Below are 16,356 nucleotides of genomic sequence, written 5' to 3' on the forward strand. Positions count from 1 at the left end.
GATGTGACGGTGCGATGCAGAGCACGGAGCTGATCGAGAGGTTGCGCCGGGAGGGTGGCTTCCGGCTGTTGCCACTGCTCGGGAACACCGGTCAGGTCGCAGGGGTGCACCTGACCCGGTTCCTGCCCGGCGGCCACCTCGACGTGATCCAGGCGTGGGACGAGCACTGGGCGGTCTACGCCCGGCTGCCCGACGTGCTCGACGCCGCCGCACCGTTCGCGGTGCCGACCGGCGCGACGGCCCAGAGCGGGCCGTTCGCGCGGGTCGTCGCACCGCTGCTGCCGCTGCAGCCGGGTCTCACGGCCCGCTGAGCGGACTACTCGGCGACCCAGCCGACCAGGGCACGCCAGGCGGGACCGGAGAACGCCAGTTCGGCACCGGTGTTCTTCGAGTCCCGCACGAACGCGTCCTGGGCCAGCGCGACCTCCACGCAGTCAGTCGAGCCGTTGCCGCCGCTGTAGGTGCTCTTACGCCACGTCCGGTCCTGGGTCATCGGAGTCCTTTCGAAGAGCGCTGATGTACTCCGTCAGCATGCTCTTCGATTGTTCCTCGTCCAAGGCGATAGCATCCAGATGGTCGAACAGCTGCCGTGTGCGCGCGACGGCCGCACGGTCTTGCGCGAACACCTGCACCAGGTCCGACTCGCTGTAGGTGATCGGGTCGGCCTTGTCGAACTCGTACAACGTGGTCTTTCCCTGTAGTGCGACGGCCCGATAGCGGTCGGGCACGATTCGCATGATGTGGGTGTTGAACAGCAGACGCAGGTACTGGTCCTCCATGAGCTTCGCGTCGCCCAGGATTAGTTGCAGTGCAAGCTCGTGGACGTAGAACAAACATTCCGGGCGGAAGGGGCGTCGGAGGATCGTCTGCCGTTCGATGCGGAGGTCGACGAATTTCTCGACTTCCGCCGGTTCGTGGTATGCGGTGTCGAGGAGGAGTTGGCGCGCGTAATCCCGCGTCTGGAGCAGGCCGGGCGCCTTCAGGACCTCGAAGCTCGTGATCTTCGTGGCCATGGACTCCGTCATGGCCAGCGTGCGCAGGTTGTCAGGAATCTGCGCGTAGTAGGTGTTGAAGGCGTTGGTGTAGCGGCGGCGGAAGGTCTCGATGAAGTCCAGGCTCTGGCCACAGGCCGTGAGGAACTGGACGAGGTCGATCTCGCTCGCCCGCGCCTTGCCGTTCTCGACGTTGGAGACCTTGCTCGGGTCCCACCCCAGCTGGGTCGCGAGCGCCCGGCCCGTCATCGTCGTGTACTTTTCCCGGAGCCGGCGCAGTTCGTCGCCGAGGTCTCGGCTGTAGGCCGTAGAGGTCATCGCGGTCATGCCAAATACGCTATGGCTTGTTTTTGGAACAAGTAATAGCCACATTCGGGTGAAAACAGCGGGCTAGTGATCAAGCCATGCTTTCGCGGCGACCACTAGTGCTTCAACGCCGGTTTTCACCGTTGGTTCGATATCGGGTGCGAAGGCGGGGGAGTGGTTCATCGGCACGGGGTCGGGCGTGCGCGCGTTGAAGTCGATTCCACCGAGGAACCAGAAGACCGTCGGTGCGCCGACGGCCGTGCCGAACACGCCGACGTCCTCGCTGGCGCTGACGACCGCACCGGGGATCAGGCGCTCGGTACCGAAGTGCTCGGTGAACGCGGCCACGATCCGTGCCGTGGCGTCCGGGTCCGACACGAGCGGCGGCATGGCGTCCCGCCACTCGAACTCGGGCTCCCGCGGCGCACCGGAGGCGGCGGCCTCGGCGCGCACGATCCGTTCGACGGCGTCGCGGATGATGCCGCTCGTGTGGTCGTTGAACGTCCGGATGTTGATGCCCAGCCCGGCGGTGTCCGGGATGACGTTCTCCTTGGTCCCGGCGTGGATCTGGCCGACCGTGACCACCGCACGTTCGCTGGGGGAGATCTCGCGCGCGACGATCCCTTGCAACCGCACGACGACGTGCGCGGCCATCAGCACGGGGTCGACAGCGGTCTCCGGCGACGAACCGTGACCGCCGCGGCCGAAGAGGGTGACGTTCACGGTGTCGCTGGCCGCCATCAACGGGCCGCTGCCGTGAGCGAGCATCCCGGCGGGCAGGGGAGCGACGTGCTGGGCGAGCACGACGTCCGGCGTGCCGAACCGCTCGAACAGCCCGTCCTCGACCATGTCCCGGGCGCCCCGGCCGAGCTCCTCGGCGGGCTGGCCGACCACGAGCAGCGTGCCGGACCACTCGTCACGGGTGTTCGCGAGCGCTTCGGCCGCGCCGACCAGACAGGTGACGTGCATGTCATGGCCGCACGCGTGCGCCACAGGCTGTTCGTCGCCGTTGGCGTCCACCGCGCGCGCTGTGCTGGCGTAGGGCAGCCCGGTCTCCTCGCGCACCGGCAGGGCGTCCATGTCGGCCCTCAGCAGGACGGTGGGCCCGTCACCGTTGCGCAGCACGCCGACCACACCGGTGCCACCGACCCCGGTCGTGACGGCGTAGCCCAGGGGGCGCAGTGCGTCGGCGAGGACTCCGGCGGTGCGGAACTCCTGCAACGACAGCTCGGGGTGCCGGTGCAGGTCGCGGTAGAGCGCGGCGAGGTCGAGGGTCACGCCACAGTTCCAACCCAGTTCTAGTCGAGCAGCTTGCGGAGCTCGGCGTCGAAGTCGAAGTGGTCGGTCTCGCGACCGGGGGCGACGACGTCGTAGGTGGAGTTCAGGAACTCCTGCAGCTCGGTCGAGCGCACGTGGAAGACCGCGTGCGAGACGTCGGACTGCAGTTCGAGCACGGCGGTCGTGGAGTTGTGCGGGCGCAGCCGCACGTCACCGGCGCCGGCCGAGGTGATGAGGCCGTCGGCGAGCAGGTCGCGGCTGACGAGCCAGACCGTCTCCTGGCGTCCCATGCGGAACGTCATCGTCACGGCGTGCGGGTCGTCGGCGCGGTAGCCCAGCTCGACCTCGACGGGCATGGGGCGCCCGGACGGTGCGATGAAGGCGAAGACCGACTCGGCGCCCACTCGTGTCACGTTCGTCATGCCTCCTAAGACGTGCGACATCCTCCCTGGATGCCTCCATCAGGAAAATCGATGACAACGCGACTTTCAAGCGGTCCGAATATGACTTTTGACATTGGTCACGACGGGTTGCCGCGCGGGCGCAGACGGCCACCGGGCAGCGGAGGCGCAGGCAGGCGGCTTCCGGCATAGCCCTCGACACGGCCGAACCGGTCCGTCTCCGCCTGCCATTCCTCGCGATAGGCGGCGATCTCGTCGTGGGTGCGGCCGACGAAGTTCCACCACATGACGATCTCTTCCCCGAATGGCGTGCCACCCAGCAGAACTACCCTCGCACCGGCCTCCGTCGTGAGGGTGAGGGTGCTCCGACCAGTGCCGACGTACCCGAGCTGCCCCGGCGTGAGAGCGGTCTCGTCGATCTTCACGTCGCCGGTGTCGAGCAGCACGCCGTGCTCGAAGTCGGTCTTGGTACCAAGAGTGATCTTGCTGTTCGGTGCGAGAACGATCTCCGCGCCCAGCAGCGGGGTGAACGTGTGAACGGGAGATTTCAAACCCGCCAACTCACCGAGGAACACCTTGACCGTGGCGTTGTCCAGCTGAACGGCGGGTGGCACGTAGTGTTGGAAATCACGTGCCGCATCTCGGTTGGAATCGGGTAGTGCGAGCCACAGCTGGACACCGTGCAACACCGTCGACGCCGCCGTGGACACCTCGGAATGGCAGATGCCCCGGCCGCCGGTCATCAGGTTGAGCTCACCGGGCCGCACGTAGGCATGCACGCCGTGGCTGTCGCGGTGCTCGATCTCGCCCGTGAACAACCAGCTGACCGTTTGCAGCCCAGTGTGTGGGTGCGGCGCCACGTCCATCTTGTGGTTGTCGGGCCCGTAGTGGTCGCAGAAGCACCACGCGCCGATGAACGACCGCTGCTTCTGCGGCAGCGTCCGGCGCACTGACATCGCCCGCGGGCCGCCCAACGGCACGTCGCGCGGCTGGAGGACCTCGACCCCGCCCGGCGTGGGCGTGCAGGTGACTTCGGCGGGCTCGACCTCGACGTTGCTCACGCCGGTGATCGTAGGCGTGGTTCAGCGAGCACGTGGCTCCTGAGCCGAGCCCCCCGGCGGGCTCGGCGTCCGGCCGGTGGGGGCAGCATGGGAGCAGACAGGTGAGAGCTGGGGGCAGCGGTGGCGGAACTTCGGGACGGGTTGTTCGCGCGCGTGGCGAGCAGCGGGTACGAGCTGGACGAGGCGCAGGCGCGGGCGGTCGAGCGGCTCGCAGGGCTGGGGGAGCGGCGCCGGGGCGTCTACCTGCACGGGCCGGTCGGGCGGGGCAAGAGCTTCCTCGCCGACGCGTTCTTCGACGTGCTGCCCGTGCGGCACAAACGGCGCGTGCACTTCCACGCGTTCTTCTACGAGTTGCACGCCCGGATCTCGTCACGGCTGCACGAACGCGGTGCGGTGGCCCACGCGCTGAAGGAGCTCATCGGGCGGTGTGACGTGCTCGCGTTCGACGAGTTCCACCTGCACGACGTCGGCGATGCGATGCTGATGACGCGGCTGCTGGAGGAGCTGCGGGCACGCCGGGTGATGATCATCGCCACCTCGAACTACCCGCCGGACGGCCTGCTGCCCAACCCGCTCTACCACGACCACTTCCTGCCGGGCATCGCGCTCGTGGAGGAGCTGATGGACACCGTCGAGCTCGACGGCCCGACCGACTACCGGCACCTGCGCGGACGGGCGCGCTCGCGGTTCGAGACCGGGGCGGTCGTGCGTGCGGTGGAGCTGCCGGCCGTCCCGGTGGTGCTCGACGTGGGCGGCCGGGCGATCACCGCGCTCGGTGTCGACGGGCGGCGGATCTGGTTCGACTTCGGCGACCTGTGCGAGAAGCCGACGTCCACAGCGGACTACCTGGCGCTCGCCGACCGCCACGACGACTGGGTGGTCGTGGGCGTGCCGCGGCTGGAGACGTGCGACCGGGAGGCGCAGCAGCGGTTCGCGAACGTCGTGGACGTCCTCGTCGACCACGACGCCCGGCTGACCCTGGTGAGCGACCACCCGCTGGCCGAGATCGTCGGCGGCCGGGCCCTCGACCTCGCCCGCACCGCCAGCCGGCTGGAGCTGATCAACTCCATCGGGTGAACAGTGGAGCGCCTCCACCGCCGATAGCACCCAAAACCCCTGTGCTAGGAGCGAGCAAGTGAAGATGGTGCGCGCCCGTGTCGCGTCGGCAGTGGAGAGCAACCGGTTCCAGGCGTTCATCGTCGCGGTGATCGTCGTCAACGCGTTGGCGCTGGGCGCGGAGACGACGACGGTGCTGCACGCGGAGCTGGGTCCCGTGCTGACGTTCGTCGACCGCCTGGCGCTGATGATCTTCACCCTGGAGCTCGGCGCGCGGCTGTACGCGTTCGGCTGGAGGTTCTTCCGCGACCCGTGGAACGTGTTCGACTTCGTGATCGTGGCCATCGCGCTGATCCCGTCCGCGGGCCCGTTGTCGGTCTTGCGCGCGTTGCGGATCTTGCGCGCGTTGCGCCTCGTCGCGATGGTGCCGAGCATGCGCCGCGTCGTCACGGCGCTGGTGCGGTCGATCCCGGGCCTGGTGTCGCTGTCGGGTCTGCTGGTGCTGCTCGTCTACGTGGGCGGCGTGATCGCGAGCAACCTGTTCGGCGACACCGGTGACCCGCGATTCTCCGGGCTCGGATCGACGTTGCTGACGCTGTTCCAGATCACCACCGGTGACGGGTGGTCCGACGTGATGCGCGACCTGATGGAGCAGAAGCCGTACGCGTGGATCTTCTTCCTGGTCTACCTGCTGGTCGGCACGTTCACGATGCTCAACCTGTTCATCGCGGTGGTGTGCAGCGCGATGCAGGAGGAGGTCACGCTGCCCGCACCCCGTTCCGGCGCACACGACGACCTGCTGTTGCAGGAGGTGCGCGCGCTGCGCGACGAGGTGCGAGCGTTGAAGGCGAACGTGTGACCCCCGCCTGAGAGCCGCGACGTGGTCCGGCCGGTGACGCCGCCGTGCACCGGCCGGACCACCTCAACCCCGGGTCACGGGGTGACCGGGATGTTCGTGAGGCCCTTCGTCGCGCGGGAGACCGTGTTCGAGGCGTGCACGACGTTCGGGTTGTCCTTGCACTTCGACGTCGAGCTGACGTGGACGCCGTACTCACCGACGCCGCCGAGGTCGGAACGGTTGCCGCGCCACACGTTGCCGCAGCCGTTGCCGAACGACGGCGTGGTGCTCGGGTTGTGCGTCTCGTAGCCGTTCTTGAACGTGCCGGGTGCGGTGAACGTGCCGGTGTTGTTCTCGATCCGGTAGCCGGAGCCCTTCACGTCGACCCACGAGTCCGCGGAGTTCGCGCCGCTGATTCCGGTGCCGTCGAAGGTGTTGCCGGCGATCAGGCCGCCCTGCGTGCCCTCCTTGACGTCGACGTGCTCGGCGGAGACGTTCGGGCCGATCCGGTTGTCCAGCACCTGCACGCGGTCGGAGCGGTCGACGCCGCCGGAGTTGCCGTGGCACTTCCAGTTCGAGTTCGCAGAGCCGATGTACACGCCCTCGCCGTAGTCCTTCGTCACGACACCGGCGTCGGTGATCGTCGAGCCCTTGAGCACGCCGTCCGCGGAGGAACGGCGGAAGTGCACGCCCTCCTCGTCGGTCTTCCGCACGGTGACGCCGTCGATCGTCACGTGGTGGGAGTTGTCGAGGACGATGCCCTTCTTGGACTCCGCGACGGTGATGCCCCTGATGGTCCAGTGCGGCGCGTCGAACAACCACAGGCCGTAACCGGAGTCCCAGCCCGCTGCCGGCACCGGGCAGGGGGTCGGTGCCGTGCCGGACGGGCCGTCGTTGACCAGCACCGCGGAGGACGGGCCGGTGAGCGTGATCGGGTTGCTCGCGGTACCGGCCTTCTGCGTGACGAACGAACCGCGGTAGGTGCCGGGCGCCAGGCTGATGACGTCACCGGGCCGGGCGTTCGCCAGTGCGGCCTGGAGCTGGCCGGCGGTCGACACCGGGACCGTGCCCGCCGGTTCCTCGACGGGTGTGGTCGAGTCGGGGACGTTCTTGAGGAACAACGATTTCGCCGCGTCGGTCCTGGTCGCGTCCACGCCGTGGCCGCCGGTGTAGTCGCGCTGCTCGTTCTTCGCCCAGTCGGTGATCGGCGTGCCGTTCACGTCGAGGTGCCGGTACCCGCTGCCGTTCCAGCCGAACTGGTAGACGCGCCGGCGGTCGGCGTAGAACGGCTCGTAGCCACCGTCGGCGGACAGCTGCTTGGTCATGGCGTTGTTGAAGAAGACGTTGCGCGGACCGGAGGCGCCCGACCACTTCACGGCCTTCTGACCCGCGCCCCACCAGATCGGGAACCAGTTCGAGTCGTCGGGACCGCCGCCGCCCTCCTCACCGCAGTTCGCGCGGCAGTTGCCGGAGCGGTGGGCGTGGGGGACGCGGACCGTGTTGTTCTCGAACAGGTTGTTGCGCTCCCAGCCGCCGTGCAGGTTCAGGTCGGAGTCGAAGTCGTTGCCGATCACGACGTTGCCCGAGGCCGACCACTGGAAGGTGAAGTGGCGCAGGTTGCGGGAGGTGTTGCCGGCGTAGAGCGAGTCCCACACCCGCGAGCCGCGGAAGTAGCCGTTGCCGCCCTTGCCCTTGTTCCACGCGCCGTCGAGGACGTTGTCGACGATCTGCAGGTTCTTGGCCTCCTCGGTGACGATCGGGTGCGACCCGGTCATCTCCGCGCGGATGCCGCGCACCCACGAGTTCGCCGCCCACTTGAACACGATGCCGTGCATCTCGTCGGCCGGCGCCATGTTGCCGTAGTCGTGGACGGCCGCAGCGGGGTCCAGACCCGGTATCTCCTGCGTGAAGCCGAAGTTCTCGAACCCGACGCCGAGGACCGGGTCCACCAGCGGCGAGACCTTCGAGTCGTACGTCGTCCCGTCGATCGCGGGCGAACCGTCCGAGGTGGAGTTGACCGGGACGTCGAACTCCAGCGGCTTGTCCAGCGTCACCGTCGTGCCCGAGACGGACGCGACGGTGAAGATCTGCTGCCGCATGTGCATGTTCAGCAACGGGTGCGGGGTGCCGGTGGCGTTCTGCTGCTCGTAGAACTTCACCGAGTTCGCCGCGCGCACGTTGACGAGCGACCCGGCCGTGATGTTCGTGGTGGACGCCACCTTCACCGTGCGGTCACCGGTCTTCGCGGCGGTGCTGACCTTCGTGCCGGCCTTCCAGTGCACGTTCACCGTGCCCTCGAAGATGTCCTTGCGGTTCTCCGGGGCCCGCGAGTGGTCGCTCGCGTAGCCGGGGTGAACGCCGCGCGACTGCACGCGGAACAGGCCGCGGCCCGGCCACAGCCAGCCGCCCTTGCCCTGCCCGAACGTCATCCTGTCCTCGTCCCAGTCCGAGCCGTCCGGGGTCAGCGCGTCGTAGCGGGTGGTCGCGTCCGGGGTGTAGACGATCTTCGTCGCGGTCGCGCCCGCGCCCCTGATGACCAGGTGGTCGGCATCGACGTGGAGCTCCTTCGACACCTTCAGCACCCCGGCGGGCAGGGTGATCAGGCTCAGCCTGGAGTAGCTCGCGCCCGGTGAGCACGACGTGCGGACGAAGTCGATCGCGGCCTGCAGCCCGGCGGTGTCGTCGGCCGCGTCATCGGGCCGGACGCCGAACCGGGAAGCCAGTTCCGCAGCCGTGATCCGGCAGCTCGCGCTCGGGTTCACGTCATTGTCGCCGGGCAGCACGCCGGTGCCGCGATAACCGGCTTTCGACCAGTCGTAGAGGCCGGGAATGGCGGCCCGCCGGTTGCCGGACGAGACGTCCAGGCCGGTCACCGCGGGTGTGGCCGTCGCGGTCACGGGTAGGGCGAGACCGGCTATCACAGCCGCGGACAGCAGGGCTATCGGAGTTCGCATCTTTGCGGGAACCCTTCGGCAGGGCGGGGCGAAATCTTTGTAGCCGACAGTCGCGGAATGTGTCAAACATTCACGTGACTGAAATTGTCTTCCTGCAAAGGGTTTCAATTACTGAATTCCGAAACCGCCCGCGGGCACCGCCAGCTCACGCTGCTGAATCGAGCGAGCGGTCGGCCGGGCTCAAGCTCCGGTGTGGGTGAACGCCGCCCAGATCCGCGCCGGATACCGGTCGCGCAGCTCGCAAACGACGGCGTGCAGCGCCCTCGCGGGCAGGCTCAGGCCGTGGTCGAGCAGGGCCGAGTGGAACGCGACGCTCACGTCCGCCGCCGCTTGCTCGCCGACCTCCCACAGGGTGTCGACGACGCTCGGGTAGCCGGCGAGCAGGAACGCACCGGCGAGGTGCCCGCACGACAGCACCGCGAGCCGGGCGGCCGGCAGTCCCAGCCGGGCGACGTCGAGCGCGGTCAACGGCCCGTCGTGCAACCGCAGCCCGCTGCGCGCCGGGTTGTCGTCGGGGGAGCCGGAGCAGGCGAAGTGGACGTACGGGTGGTGCTCCAGCGCCGCCAGCACGTTCTCCCGCGTTGCGAGCGGGCCCTCCAGCGCGGCGGCCTCCCACAGCTCGGCCAGCACCGCGACCTCGTACGGCGCGTCGGCAGGCGCGACCACGACCATGCTCGGCGCGCCCACGGGTGCGGCGGCGCGGGCACGGGCCCAGGTGAGCGCGCGCACCGTCGGCGTGTAGGAGGACACCACGCGGTCCAGCACGGTCCGCCCGTCCCGCCCGGCCGCGTGCAGCGGCAGCCCGGCGAGCGGGCCGGTCGGCGACCACCAGACGTGCGTGTGCTCGGGAACGCCTTCGAGCACCGGCTCGGTCACGGTGTCCCACAACCACTCCAGCGTCTCGGCGAACGCCCGGTCGTCGCTGCCGAAGTGCTCGGCGTGCGCGACCGCGTCGTCGTAGCGCAGCCGCGGCAACGGCAGCAGCTCCACCCGGCCCGGCCACAGCGTGAGCGCGTCGCAGCGCAGCCGGCTCACGTTGACCAGCACCACCGGACCGTCCACCGCGGACTGCTGCAGATCGCCGACGGACGGGAACGCCACCTGCCGGTCGTCCTCGAACACCCGCGCCAGCAACAGGTCCCTGCCGTACTCCAGCCACTGCGCCGCCAGCGCCAGCTGTCCGGCCTGCACCGCGCACGCCGCCGCGTCGGCCACCAGCCCGGTCAGCTCGGCCAGCCCGTTCTCGACGTCGGCCCGCCGGAGCCGCAGCAGCAACGCCATCGCCCGCTCGGCACCGCGCAGCGCCTGTTCCCAGTCGTTGATCCCCGCCGACGTCACCGACGCCGTGTGCGCGGCCAGCACCCGCGTCACCGGGTCGAGCGCCTCGCTCGCCGCCGCCTCCGCCAGCGCCCGTGCCGCCGCGCGCAACCGGCCCGAGTCACCGGCCTGCTCGGCCTGGCGCAGCAGCAACCTGGCGAAGCAGTGCTGGTAGGAGGCCTGCTGCGGGTCGGCGCGCGCGGCTCTGCCGTAGTAGATGACCGCCTCGTTCAACGTCTCCGGCGTGCCGGTGAGCTCGTAGATCTGCTGCCAGAACCCGCCGAGGTTCGCGAGCGCCCGCGGGTGCAGCGGGTCCTTGGCCGGGCGCTGCCGCAGCACCTGTTCGAACAGCTCGCCCGCCTCGATCAGCGCCTCGCGGGCGTCGGTCACGTCGAACCGCATCCGCAGCGCGACGGCGAGCATCTCGTTCGCGTCGGCGCTGGGCGTCGCGGCCACCAGGGCCCGTGCGGCGTTGACGGCGTCGGTGACCAGCTCGGGGAACCGCTCGGCCATCTCGGTCGACGCGCGCGTCAGGCTGGTCGCGGCCGCGGTGTGCGCGTGCGGGTCGACGGCCGCCGCCACCGCGTCGCGCAGGACCCGCACCGCCTCGCGCAACGAGTCCACGTCACCGAGGTGCCGGTAGCGCAGCCGCAGCGCGTTGCCCAGGCTCGTCAGGTGCTCGGCGGTCGGCGGCGTGCGGCGCAGCACCTCGATCGCCTCGTCCAGCGCCCCCGGCTCCCCGGCCTGCTCGAACCGCTGCAGCAGCGCACCGGCGAGGCTGTCGAGCCGGGTGCCGAGCGACTCCGGGTCGCGCGCGGACTCCACGGACCTGCGCAACGCCCCGATGCCGTCGGTCAGCACGTCGGTGTCGCGGTTGAGCTGGGCGCGGAACTGCGCCAGCGCGCCGATCAGCCACTCGGCGTTGCCGCGTTCGGGGTCCGTCTTGGGCAGGGCGGCGAGCGCACCGCCGACCATCGCCTCCGCCTCCTCCAGCATCGACAGGTCGCCGGTCGCCGCGATCCGGGCGCGCAACGTGGCCGCGAGGTTCAGCAGCATGCCCGGCCGGAGCTCGTCACGGGCGTTGTCGGCGGCGATGCGGTGCGCGGCGATCGCGCCTTCGAGGTCGGTGAGGTGGCGGGTGCGGTCGTAGCGCTCGGCCAGCGCCAACCCGAGCAGGTGCTGCATCAGGTCGTAGTCGCGCTGGCCGGGACCGGTCTGGCCGACCACGCCCTGCGCGAGCGCGATCGCCTCGTTCAGGCTGCTCAGGTCGCCGTCGCGCTCGTAGCGGTGGCGCTGGATGCGGACGATCTCGGTGGCCTGGGTGAGGTTCACGCCCGGCCCGTCGACCAGGCGGGTCAGCAGGTCCATCGCCTCGTCGAGGTCGGCCGGGTCGTGCGCGGTCTCGTAGCGGTGCAGCAACGACGACGCGAGGGTGCTGATCGTCTCGGTGAGACCGCCCAGCCGCAACGCGTCGCGCAGCACCGACACGCCCTCGTCGAGCAGGCGGTGGTCGCCCGTGCGTTGGTACTGCTCGATCAGCGCACCGCCCTGGTTGTGCACGGCGACCGCGTCCGCCATCGGTTCTCCTAGAGTCATCCGCTCACAGCCTGGTGCGCCGACCGGGCGCCGTGTGGTGCTTTGCCGTTGTTTCCCCCGTTTGGTGCTGTCAGGTCGCGTGGAATAACGCGGAGCGTTGTCATGCGAACGGGTGCAGCAAACCATCAGAAGCGGGGCTTCCGTACCTGAAGTGTGCGTTAAGGCACCTACCCGCGCGATCAGCCGACCGATACGTTCGTGGCCGAAACAACCCTGAACGGTGTGTCGCCGACTGCTGCGAAAGGTGCAAGGGTCAGTTGCTGTTCGGCAGTGAGCGTTCCAACGAACAGGAGCACCCGAGGTATGGCGAGCCCCACTGTGAAGCCGGTCCTGCGCACCGACTACCAGCGTTCCGTCGCCGAGTACTGGAACAGGGAGAAGGACCCGGTCAACATCAAGCTCGGCGAGGTCGACGGGCTGTACCACCACCACTACGGGCTCGGTGCGTACGACCCGGCCGTCCTGGAGGCGCCGCCGGCGGAGCGCGACGCGGCGATCATCGCCGAGATGCACCGGCTGGAGACCGCGCAGGCGGAGGTCCTGCTCGACGCGTTCGGCGACGTCCCGTTCGGCGGCCACCTGATGGACGGCGGGTCCGGCCGCGGCGGCACGAGCTTCATGGCCAACGCCCGGTTCGGCGCCCGGATCGACGGCGTCAGCATCTCCGAGCAGCAGGTGGCGTTCGCGAACGACCAGGCGGTCGAGCGCGGTGTCGCCGACGAGGTGCGGTTCCACTTCAAGAACATGCTCGACACCGGGTTCGAGACCGGCTCGTTCAACGGCATCTGGACCAACGAGACCACGATGTACGTGGACCTCCAGCAGCTCTACCGCGAGTTCGCCCGGCTGATCGCGCCCGGCGGCCGGTACGTCTGCATCACCGGCTGCTCCAACGACCTGACGGGCCTGCGGTCGCGGGCGGTCAGCCAGATCGACCAGCACTACATCTGCAACATCCACCCGCGCAGCGAGTACTTCCGCGCGCTGGCGGACAACGGGTTCGTGCCGATCAGCGTCGTCGACCTGACGCCCGACGCCATCCCGTACTGGGAGCTGCGGGCGCAGTCGAACGTCGCGACCGGTGTCGAGGAGCCGTTCCTGACCGCGTACAGGGAAGGGTCGTTCCACTACCTGTTGATCGTCGCGGACCGCATCTGATGAAGGACCTCCTCTCCGGGCCGTCCGGGCTGGGCACCTCCGCTGCCCGGCTCGGGCGGCCCGAGGTCGTGGCCACGACCGACCCCGGCTACGCCGAGCGCCCCTGGGGTGACGGCAACGCGCCGCCGATGTACGTGCCCGTGGTGGAACGCGAGAACGAGCTGCTCGCCGCCGCCGTGGACGAGCGGCTGGTGGCGTGGGCCGACGGCTGCGGCTTCGAGGAGCCGGACCGGTTCCTGGGCGGGCGGTTCGGCCGGCTCGCCGTGCTGACCCACGTGGACACCGACGACGTCGAGCAGCTGCTGATCGCCGCGAAGCTCAACGCGGCGTGGTGGGCGGCCGACGACCTCTACGCCGACAGCACCGAGATGGGCGCCGTGCCGGAGGAGCTGCCGCCGCGGCTGGCACTGGCGATGGCCGCGATGGACCCGGTGGCACCCGCCGCGGAGTTCACCGTCGAGCTGGAACAGGTGCTGAACGACGACCCGGTGCTCGTCGGGCTGCGGTCCGGCATCGCGCACCTGGCGTCCCGCTCGACGGCGACCATCGTGCAACGCGTGTGCTATTCGACGTTCGCGATGTTCGTGTCGTGGGGTGCCTACGCGGCGTGGCGGCACACGGCCTCGTACCCGCCCGCGTGGCAGTACCTGGCGACACGGCAGCACGACACGTTCTACACGTCGATGACGCTCATCGACGCCGTCGGCGGGTATGAGGTGCCCGCGCCGTTGTACTACGACCCGCGCGTGCGGCAGCTGCTGACCGCGGCGGGCACGGCGTCGGTGGTCGTCAACGACCTGGTGTCGGTGGAGAAGGACGCCGCCGACGAGAAGCCGGTGTGCAACATGGTGCTGCAGATCCAGGCCGACCGCGGTTGTTCCCGCGCGGAGGCGGTCGAGCGGACCGTCGAGCTGCACAACCAGCTCGTGCGCGACTTCGAGGCCGGGCACCGGGCGCTGCTGGCGGTGCCGTCGGTGGAGCTGCACCGGTTCCTCAGGGGGGTGAAGGCCTGGATGGGTGGCGGGTTCGAGTGGCACACCACGCACCCGCGCTACCGGTAGCGGCCGGCGATCGCGGCGGCCCGGTCGTGCAGCGCGGTGCGCAGCCACGGCGGTGACAGGGCCTCCGCGCCCGTGGCGAGCTGCCACAGCGCCCATTCGGCGTGCCAGGCGTCCTGGAACGAGGCTTCCACGCGCAGCCGGCCATCGGCCTCGGTGTGTTCGGAGTGGACGGTCAGCGCGGTGTCGGCGAGCTGCTGCCGCCGCGCCGGGTCGAGCAGGAGCAGGACCGTGGTCTGCTCGCCGCCGGTGCGGAACCGGGTGCCGCGCTCCTGCCAGGTCTTGCCGAGGTCGACGTGGTCCGGGCGGTCGGCCGGGTCGTCGAGCTCCTCCGCCGCCCTGATGCGCGCCAGCCGGTAGGTGCGGTCGGCACCGTCCGCCGTGGCCAGCAGGTAGCCCTGGCCCCGCACGGTGACCAGCCCGATCGGGTCGACCGTCCGCCACCGCGGCTGCTGGCCGCGGGCGGCGTAGTGGATCTTGAGCTTGTGCCCGGCGAACACCGCGCGCCGGACCTCGGTCACGAGCGCGTCGGACAGCTCCTCGGTCGCGGTGCGGCGTTCCAGCAGGTCCGTGTCGGGGTCGACGAGCAGCCGCCGGGCGGCACCGGCCGCGAGGTCGCGGTGGCCCGCCGGCAACGCGTCGGCCACCTTCAGCACGGCCGAGGCGAGCGCCGAGCCGAGCCCGAACACCTGCGCGCCCCGCCGTGAGCCCGCGATCAGCAGGGCGAGCGCCTCGTCGTGGCCGAGCCCGGTGAGCTCGGTGCGGAAGCCGGGCAGCAACGCGAACCCGCCGTTGCGCCCGCGTTCGGCGTAAACGGGGACGCCCGCGGTCGACAGCGCCTCGACGTCACGCAGAACCGTGCGCGTGGAGACCTCGAGCTCGCGGGCGATCGTGGTGGCGGAGAGCCGTCCGCGTTGGCGCAGCAGCAGTACCAGCTTCACCAGGCGATCGGCGCGCATGCCCGAACCGTACGGCAATACATGACACAGGGTGTCGTGTTTTGCTTGCGAAGCTCCTTTTCGGATTCGACGAATGGAGCTGGAAGTGGCAGTGGAACGGACCGCCGTCAACCCGTGGGAGTGGTCGGTGGAGCTGGGGTACAACCAGGGCGAGGTCGTGTCGGGGCAGACCCGGACGCTGTACTGCTCCGGGCAGGCCGCGATGAACGCCTCCGGTGAGCCCGAGCACGCCGGTGACGTGGGCGCGCAGCTGGCGTTGAGCCTGGACAACCTGGAGGCGGTGCTGGCCGCCGCGGGGATGGCGCTCGCGAACCTCGTTCGCCTGACCGTGTACACGACCGACGTGGACGCGCTGTTCGCGCACTACGGCGTGCTGGCCGGCCGGTTGGGCGCCGCGGGCGTGGCGCCGGCGACGACGATGCTCGGCGTGTCGCGGCTGGCGGTGCCGGGGCTGGTGGTGGAGCTGGAGGGGACCGCGGTGGCGTGACGTGGACGGGCTGCTCGTGCCCTCGTGCGGCACGAGCAGCCCGGGTGCCCCACTCGGCTGGTCAGGTGAGGCGGCGGCGCAGCTCCGGGAGGAACTCCGGGTCCTCGGCCACCAGGCGGGCGGCGTCCAGCTCGTGCGGGACCGACGTGTTCGGCTCGCGGTCGAGCAGGTAGTGGATGATCTCGCTGACGAGGACGGGCTCGTCGGGCTCGACCAGTGCGAGGTCGTCGAAGAACCCCTCGGACAGCACCACGTGGTGCCGGGTCGTCTCGGTGCCCTCGCGCACCTCGGCGGCGTACTCGTGGGCGGCCATCGGCATGACTCGAACATCCGTGCTCATGTCGCTCGGCTACCCGTGCGGTGACCCCGAAAACCTGTGCGGGGATTGCGACGGGGCTGTGCGGGTACGCCTTTGTCGTGCAGACCTTCTTGCCCTACGAGGACTTCACCTTCACGGCCCGCGTGCTGGACCAGCGCAGGCTCGGCAAACAACGCGTCGAGACCCTGCAGGTGCAGCGCGCGTTGGTCGTGCCGGGTCACGGCTGGCGGAACCACCCGGCCGTGCGGATGTGGGCGGGCTACGAGGAAGCACTCGTGCGGTACGGCATCGAGATCTGCGCGCAGTGGCGCGCGGGCGGGTACCGCGACACGTGCGAGACCACTATGCGCGCGGACCTGGCGCGGGCCAAGGAGATCACGGTCGTGCGCACCCAGGAGCAGCTGGCGGCGGACGGCGACCTGCCGTGGTGGCTGGGTGACGAGGGACTGCACCGCAGCCACCGGTCCGCCCTGGTGCGCAAGGACCCGCAGTTCTACCGGCGGTTCTTCCCGGACGTCCCGGACGACCTGCCGTACGTGTGGCCGAGGTCGGACCGGGAGGTCCGGGTCTGAACGG

At 70.0% G+C, this 16,356-nt stretch carries 16 protein-coding genes; 7 read left to right on the plus strand and 9 right to left on the minus strand.

Annotated features, from left to right (window positions below; genetic code table 11):
* Positions 1-14 precede the first annotated feature (14 nt).
* Positions 15-311 carry a hypothetical protein gene (locus ACZ7CH_RS27705; RefSeq protein ID WP_360384745.1) on the plus strand — a complete coding sequence of 99 codons (297 nt, stop codon included), beginning with the start codon at positions 15-17 and terminating at the stop codon, positions 309-311.
* A gap of 5 nt (positions 312-316) precedes the next feature.
* Here the strand turns inward: ACZ7CH_RS27705 and ACZ7CH_RS27710 are convergent, their stop codons facing one another.
* The 5 genes from ACZ7CH_RS27710 to ACZ7CH_RS27730 form a co-directional block, all read right to left on the minus strand.
* The gene (locus ACZ7CH_RS27710; RefSeq protein ID WP_470375298.1) at positions 317-493 is read right to left on the minus strand and encodes a DUF397 domain-containing protein; all 177 of its coding nucleotides are present in this window, start codon (positions 491-493) and stop codon (positions 317-319) included.
* Positions 468-1,319, minus strand: coding sequence for a helix-turn-helix domain-containing protein (locus tag ACZ7CH_RS27715; protein ID WP_470375299.1), 852 nt, complete (start codon positions 1,317-1,319; stop codon positions 468-470). The genes ACZ7CH_RS27710 and ACZ7CH_RS27715 overlap by 26 nt, the downstream gene beginning before the upstream one ends.
* 63 nt (positions 1,320-1,382) lie before the next feature.
* A complete protein-coding gene (locus ACZ7CH_RS27720; protein WP_470375300.1) occupies positions 1,383-2,576 on the minus strand; it encodes an amidohydrolase in 1,194 nt (397 codons plus the stop codon).
* Positions 2,577-2,596: 20 nt separating this feature from the next.
* Positions 2,597-2,998, minus strand: a complete 402-nt coding sequence (locus ACZ7CH_RS27725) for an SsgA family sporulation/cell division regulator (protein ID WP_360384737.1) — start codon at positions 2,996-2,998, stop codon at positions 2,597-2,599.
* Between the two features lie 98 nt (positions 2,999-3,096).
* Positions 3,097-4,038: a pirin family protein gene (locus ACZ7CH_RS27730; RefSeq protein WP_470375301.1), complete on the minus strand. Its 942-nt coding sequence runs from the start codon at positions 4,036-4,038 to the stop codon at positions 3,097-3,099.
* A 120-nt stretch (positions 4,039-4,158) separates the two neighbouring features.
* Here ACZ7CH_RS27730 and zapE point away from each other — a divergent pair, with 120 nt between their 5' ends.
* Complete coding sequence (gene zapE / locus ACZ7CH_RS27735) at positions 4,159-5,115, plus strand: cell division protein ZapE (RefSeq protein ID WP_470375302.1); 957 nt, start codon at positions 4,159-4,161, stop codon at positions 5,113-5,115.
* A gap of 64 nt (positions 5,116-5,179) precedes the next feature.
* Positions 5,180-5,953 carry an ion transporter gene (locus tag ACZ7CH_RS27740; protein ID WP_360384994.1) on the plus strand — a complete coding sequence of 258 codons (774 nt, stop codon included), beginning with the start codon at positions 5,180-5,182 and terminating at the stop codon, positions 5,951-5,953.
* Positions 5,954-6,027: 74 nt separating this feature from the next.
* Here ACZ7CH_RS27740 and ACZ7CH_RS27745 read toward each other — a convergent pair whose 3' ends face one another.
* Together ACZ7CH_RS27745 and ACZ7CH_RS27750 are read right to left on the minus strand one after the other, a co-directional pair.
* A complete protein-coding gene (locus ACZ7CH_RS27745; RefSeq protein WP_470375303.1) occupies positions 6,028-8,886 on the minus strand; it encodes a right-handed parallel beta-helix repeat-containing protein in 2,859 nt (952 codons plus the stop codon).
* 180 nt (positions 8,887-9,066) lie between these two features.
* The gene (locus ACZ7CH_RS27750; RefSeq protein WP_458432770.1) at positions 9,067-11,781 is read right to left on the minus strand and encodes a CHAT domain-containing protein; all 2,715 of its coding nucleotides are present in this window, start codon (positions 11,779-11,781) and stop codon (positions 9,067-9,069) included.
* Positions 11,782-12,102: 321 nt separating this feature from the next.
* On the opposite strand from ACZ7CH_RS27750, the gene ACZ7CH_RS27755 reads away from it, so the two are divergent.
* Together ACZ7CH_RS27755 and ACZ7CH_RS27760 are read left to right on the plus strand one after the other, a co-directional pair.
* The gene (locus tag ACZ7CH_RS27755; protein WP_470375304.1) at positions 12,103-12,957 is read left to right on the plus strand and encodes a geranyl diphosphate 2-C-methyltransferase; all 855 of its coding nucleotides are present in this window, start codon (positions 12,103-12,105) and stop codon (positions 12,955-12,957) included.
* Complete coding sequence (locus tag ACZ7CH_RS27760; protein ID WP_470375305.1) at positions 12,957-14,018, plus strand: family 2 encapsulin nanocompartment cargo protein terpene cyclase; 1,062 nt, start codon at positions 12,957-12,959, stop codon at positions 14,016-14,018. The genes ACZ7CH_RS27755 and ACZ7CH_RS27760 overlap by 1 nt, the downstream gene beginning before the upstream one ends.
* Here the strand turns inward: ACZ7CH_RS27760 and ACZ7CH_RS27765 are convergent.
* Positions 14,009-14,974 (minus strand): helix-turn-helix transcriptional regulator, encoded by a 966-nt coding sequence (locus ACZ7CH_RS27765; protein ID WP_470375306.1) that lies wholly within the window; start codon positions 14,972-14,974, stop codon positions 14,009-14,011. The two genes, ACZ7CH_RS27760 and ACZ7CH_RS27765, sit on opposite strands and share 10 nt — an antisense overlap.
* 91 nt (positions 14,975-15,065) lie before the next feature.
* On the opposite strand from ACZ7CH_RS27765, the gene ACZ7CH_RS27770 reads away from it, so the two are divergent.
* A complete protein-coding gene (locus tag ACZ7CH_RS27770) occupies positions 15,066-15,461 on the plus strand; it encodes a RidA family protein (RefSeq protein WP_360384992.1) in 396 nt (131 codons plus the stop codon).
* A 61-nt stretch (positions 15,462-15,522) separates the two neighbouring features.
* Here the strand turns inward: ACZ7CH_RS27770 and ACZ7CH_RS27775 are convergent, their stop codons facing one another.
* On the minus strand, positions 15,523-15,801 hold the full coding sequence (locus ACZ7CH_RS27775; RefSeq protein ID WP_360384725.1) for a hypothetical protein: 279 nt from the start codon (positions 15,799-15,801) through the stop codon (positions 15,523-15,525).
* Between the two features lie 77 nt (positions 15,802-15,878).
* Between ACZ7CH_RS27775 and ACZ7CH_RS27780 the strand changes: the two genes are divergently transcribed.
* A complete protein-coding gene (locus ACZ7CH_RS27780; RefSeq protein ID WP_360384723.1) occupies positions 15,879-16,352 on the plus strand; it encodes an MSMEG_6728 family protein in 474 nt (157 codons plus the stop codon).
* The last annotated feature ends 4 nt before the right edge of the window (positions 16,353-16,356 follow it).

This window comes from Lentzea sp. NPDC037011, assembly GCF_055607425.1.

Excerpts from the sequence above, each read along its gene's own strand:
- ACZ7CH_RS27745 (WP_470375303.1), bottom strand. The coding sequence starts at position 8,886 with ATGCGAACTCCGATAGCCCTGCTGTCCGCGGCTGTGATAGCCGGTCTC.
- ACZ7CH_RS27765 (WP_470375306.1), bottom strand. The coding sequence starts at position 14,974 with ATGCGCGCCGATCGCCTGGTGAAGCTGGTACTGCTGCTGCGCCAACGC.
- ACZ7CH_RS27740 (WP_360384994.1), top strand. The coding sequence starts at position 5,180 with ATGGTGCGCGCCCGTGTCGCGTCGGCAGTGGAGAGCAACCGGTTCCAG.
- ACZ7CH_RS27715 (WP_470375299.1), bottom strand. The coding sequence starts at position 1,319 with ATGACCGCGATGACCTCTACGGCCTACAGCCGAGACCTCGGCGACGAA.
- ACZ7CH_RS27725 (WP_360384737.1), bottom strand. The coding sequence starts at position 2,998 with ATGACGAACGTGACACGAGTGGGCGCCGAGTCGGTCTTCGCCTTCATC.
- ACZ7CH_RS27775 (WP_360384725.1), bottom strand. The coding sequence starts at position 15,801 with ATGAGCACGGATGTTCGAGTCATGCCGATGGCCGCCCACGAGTACGCC.
- ACZ7CH_RS27755 (WP_470375304.1), top strand. The coding sequence starts at position 12,103 with ATGGCGAGCCCCACTGTGAAGCCGGTCCTGCGCACCGACTACCAGCGT.
- ACZ7CH_RS27760 (WP_470375305.1), top strand. The coding sequence starts at position 12,957 with ATGAAGGACCTCCTCTCCGGGCCGTCCGGGCTGGGCACCTCCGCTGCC.
- ACZ7CH_RS27710 (WP_470375298.1), bottom strand. The coding sequence starts at position 493 with ATGACCCAGGACCGGACGTGGCGTAAGAGCACCTACAGCGGCGGCAAC.
- ACZ7CH_RS27705 (WP_360384745.1), top strand. The coding sequence starts at position 15 with ATGCAGAGCACGGAGCTGATCGAGAGGTTGCGCCGGGAGGGTGGCTTC.
- ACZ7CH_RS27750 (WP_458432770.1), bottom strand. The coding sequence starts at position 11,781 with ATGGCGGACGCGGTCGCCGTGCACAACCAGGGCGGTGCGCTGATCGAG.